This is a genomic window from Nocardia tenerifensis NBRC 101015 (genome assembly GCF_000308715.1).
Classification (GTDB): Bacteria; Actinomycetota; Actinomycetes; order Mycobacteriales; family Mycobacteriaceae; genus Nocardia; species Nocardia tenerifensis.
In genome coordinates this window covers 1-3,770 of the sequence record NZ_BAGH01000042.1, presented here as the reverse complement: position 1 = coordinate 3,770, position 3,770 = coordinate 1, and the positions used below count along the sequence as shown (strand labels likewise).

Sequence of the window (3,770 nt, the reverse complement as noted above, 5' to 3'; positions counted from 1 at the left end):
GCAGCTGGGCAAGCTCGTTCGCCCGGCGGCCATCTACACCGGGCCCGCGCCGCGCCGCCCGGAGGAGGTCGCGGGCTGGGCGGCCGTCGCCCACGCGTAAAAATAGCGAGAATGCATCACCGCGAGCCGAATGTCCTGCACCACTTGGACGTTCGGCTCGCGTAGCATCCGGGGCGACTTCGAGAAGAGGGCTTACGGATGCTGGAAAGAGGAATGTCGCGGCGCCGCGTGTTCGGCCTGGGCGCCGCCGTGGCCGCCGGTTTCGCCGTCACCGGGTGCGGTACGGCGCAGAGCGATACGGCCGTCGCCGAGCCGAGTTCGACCAGTCCCTACCCGGTCGCGGGCGACTCCGCCGTGGTCGCCAAGACCGCGCCCGCGCCGAACAACTCCCCCGCCGCGGTGGTCGCCAGGCACGCCGGCGATCAGCCGCAGCAGTGGGGCGTCGAGATGCCGGGCATCCTCAGCACTTTCGGCGCCACCGGCAAGCAGATGGCGCTCACCTTCGACGCGTGCGGCGGGCCGGGCAACAACGACATCGACGAGTCGCTGGTGAATTTCCTGATCGCCCAGCAGATTCCGGCCACCCTGTTCCTGAACAAGCGCTGGATCGACGCCAATCAGGCGCGCGCCGCCCAGCTCGCCGTGAACCCGCTGTTCGAGCTGGCCAACCACGGCGTGGCGCACAAGCCGCTCTCGGTGACCGGGCGGGCCGCCTACGGGATCGCGGGCACCGGTTCGGCGCAGGAGGCGGCGGACGAGGTCTGGGCCAACCACGAGCGACTGACCGGCTTGGTCGGCAAACCGCCTCGGTTCTTCCGGGCGGGCACGGCGCACTACGACGATGTCGCCGTCGCCATCGTGAACGAACTGGGGGAAACCCCAGTCGGTTTCAGCATCAACGCCGATTACGGCGCGACCGCGAGCGCCGCCAAGGTGCAGGCCGCGATGAACGCCGCCGCGCCGGGCGCGATCTCACTCGCGCACATGCACCGGCCGCAGTCCGGCACCGGCGCGGGGATGATCGCGGTGCTGCCCATGATTCGCGACATGGGCTTCACCTTCGTTCATCTCTGAGCGAGTTCAGTCCTCGCCGAGGGAGGCGGCCCAGTCGACCGCGACGGACTCGCCGCGGTCGACGGTGAAGAAGGCGACCTCGAGATGCTGGCCGAGGTCGACGAGTCCGATCGCGGCCAGCGGCACCGACTGGACGATCCGCACGTGCCACGGGTTCGGCTCGTCCCAGGCGCGCAGCTCGAGGTCGAGGCGGAGCACCGGATCGTCGCCGCCGGAGTAGTCCGCCGCCACCGGGGCCGCGGCGAGCACCGTCGCGTCCGCGCGGCGGCCGTCGGCGAGGATCTTCGAGACGCAGGCCCGGCCGGTCTCGGCGAAGTCGGGCACGTACAGCACCAACCGATCCCGGTCGCCCGGGTCGACCCGGCAGCACACCGCGTCGCCCGGCTGCATCCACTCCAGGTGCGCCGCGGACACCCGCTGCCGCACCCTGGTCTCGTAGGGCGGCACCCCGTCGAGGCGGACCTGAACCCAGAACACATGCCCCGGCGCACCGTCGAGCTCGCCCGCTCGCGCGCTCGGTCGCACGGCGAGGATGGTCGCCGAGCCGGGCGCGCCGTGCATCAGCAACTCCCGGCGCGCGTCGTCGGAGATCGCGCCGGCGCGCAGTCCGAAGGTCCGTGACCGTCGGCCGAGCAGTCGCCATCCGGAGTTCGCCGACGCCATGTTCATGGGCGCAAAGGTTAGCTGGGGTGTGGTCGGCGACACAGCAATACCCGCGCAACCCGAGTGGACCGTGACCATTCCGGAGCCGGAGTGCCGCGCGTGCCCCCGTGGCCCGCGGCACAGCTGCCGACCCACGCGAACCGGGCTGGTCCGACACGCTTTACCCTGTTCGCATGACCACTGCGTTCCCGACGATTCCCGACGACCTCAAGCCCGCCGACGGACGGTTCGGCTGTGGCCCCTCCAAGGTACGACCGGAGCAGTTGCAGTCCCTGGTGCAGGTCGGCGCCTCGGTGTTCGGAACGAGTCATCGGCAGAAGCCGGTGAAGGATGTGGTGGCGCGGGTGCGTTCCGGCCTACGCGAGCTGTTCGGCCTGCCCGACGGTTACGAGGTGGTGCTCGGCAACGGCGGCACGACGGCGTTCTGGGACGCCGCCGCGTTCGGCCTGATCCGGGAGCGCTCGCTGCACCTGACCAACGGTGAGTTCAGCTCGAAGTTCGCCGCCGTCGCCAAGGGCAACCCGTTCATCGGCGACCCGATCGTCGTCTCGGCCGAGCCGGGCAGCGCGCCCGAGCCGGTGTCGGACCCCGCCGCCGACCTGATCGGCTGGGCGCACAACGAAACCTCCACCGGTGTCGCCATTCCGGTGCGTCGCCCGGCGGGCTCGGAGAACGCACTGATCGCCATCGACGCCACCTCGGGCGCGGGCGGTCTGCCGGTGAACATCACCGACGCCGACGTCTACTACTTCGCCCCGCAGAAGTGCTTCGCCGCCGACGGCGGCCTGTGGGTCGCGCTGATGAGCCCCGCCGCGCTGGCGCGGGTCGAGGAGATCAAGTCCTCGGGCCGCTGGACCCCGGAGTTCCTCTCGCTGCCGATCGCCATCGACAACAGCACCAAGGACCAGACCTACAACACCCCGGCGCTGGGTACGTTGCTGCTGTTCGCCGATCAGATCGAGTGGCTCAACGGCAACGGCGGCCTGGACTGGGCGGTCAAGCGGACGCTGGATTCGTCCTCGCGCCTGTACAACTGGGCCGAGTCGAGCGAGTTCGCGACGCCGTACGTCACCGACCCGGCGCACCGCTCGCAGGTCGTCGGCACCATCGACTTCGCCGACTCGGTCGACGCGGCCGCGGTGGCGAAGGTGCTGCGCGCCAATGGAATCGTCGACACCGAGCCCTACCGCAAGCTCGGCCGCAACCAGCTGCGCGTCGGCATGTTCCCCGCCATCGACCCGGAGGACGTCAGCCAGCTCACCCGCAGCATCGACTGGGTCGTGCAGAATCTCGGCTGACACAGCCGATTACAGCGCGACACGCCACAGATGACACGCCGCTTCGAGTGGCACGGTAAGTCGAACAGAGCAGATTAGCGGGGTGCGGAGGTCTCCGAGGAGATTTCCGCCCCGCGTGTCTCGCCCCACGAATCCCAGAAGTGCACTACTGTTTCGGAAAGTGGGCGGTGTCGCGAGTCGACGCGGTAAGGAGGTAACGGTGCGTGAACTTCGAGTGATCGGGGTGACGCCCGACTCCACGCACATCGTGTGTATCGACACCGAGTCCGGCGCGAAGTACCGGCTGCCCGCCGACGACAAGCTACGAGCCGCCGCGCGCGGAGACCTTGCCCGATTCGGCCAGATAGAGATCGAAATGGAAGCAACTATGCGTCCTCGCGATATCCAGGCTCGTATCCGTGCCGGCGCCTCCGTCGAACAGGTCACCGAAGAGTCCGGCATGCCGGCCAGCCGCGTCGAGCGCTTCGCCTACCCGGTGCTGCTGGAGCGGGCCCGCGCCGCCGAACTCGCGCAGAAGGCGCACCCCGTTCGCCCCGACGGCCCCGCCGTCGAGACCCTCATCGACGTCGTGACCGCCGCCTTCACCGAGCGCGGGCACAATATCGAGGGCGCGGAGTGGGACGCCTGGAAGGACGAGAAGGGCTTCTGGGTCGCCCAATTGCAGTGGCAGAACGGGCGTTCCGAGATCGCCGCGCACTGGCGCTACCAGCCGGACGCGCATGGCGGATCGGTCTC

At 69.6% G+C, this 3,770-nt stretch carries 4 protein-coding genes and 1 pseudogene; 4 read left to right on the top strand and 1 reads right to left on the bottom strand.

Translation table 11 applies throughout. The features are described from left to right. A pseudogene (locus tag ON39_RS48405) lies at nucleotides 1-100 on the top strand (citrate/2-methylcitrate synthase); the annotation flags it as partial. 98 nt (nucleotides 101-198) lie between these two features. Then, the gene (locus ON39_RS04015) at nucleotides 199-1,074 is read left to right on the top strand and encodes a polysaccharide deacetylase family protein (RefSeq protein WP_246002850.1); all 876 of its coding nucleotides are present in this window, start codon (nucleotides 199-201) and stop codon (nucleotides 1,072-1,074) included. A gap of 6 nt (nucleotides 1,075-1,080) precedes the next feature. Here the strand turns inward: ON39_RS04015 and ON39_RS04010 are convergent, their stop codons facing one another. Beyond that, the gene (locus ON39_RS04010; protein ID WP_040731057.1) at nucleotides 1,081-1,743 is read right to left on the bottom strand and encodes a hypothetical protein; all 663 of its coding nucleotides are present in this window, start codon (nucleotides 1,741-1,743) and stop codon (nucleotides 1,081-1,083) included. A 167-nt stretch (nucleotides 1,744-1,910) separates the two neighbouring features. Between ON39_RS04010 and serC the strand changes: the two genes are divergently transcribed. Together serC and sepH are read left to right on the top strand one after the other, a co-directional pair. Continuing rightward, entirely contained in the window at nucleotides 1,911-3,035 is a 1,125-nt protein-coding gene (serC, locus tag ON39_RS04005; RefSeq protein WP_040731054.1) for a phosphoserine transaminase, read from the top strand. Nucleotides 3,036-3,234: 199 nt separating this feature from the next. Then, nucleotides 3,235-3,770, top strand: a 536-nt coding sequence (gene sepH, locus ON39_RS04000) for a septation protein SepH (protein ID WP_040731061.1), incomplete at its 3' end; no start/stop codon positions are given.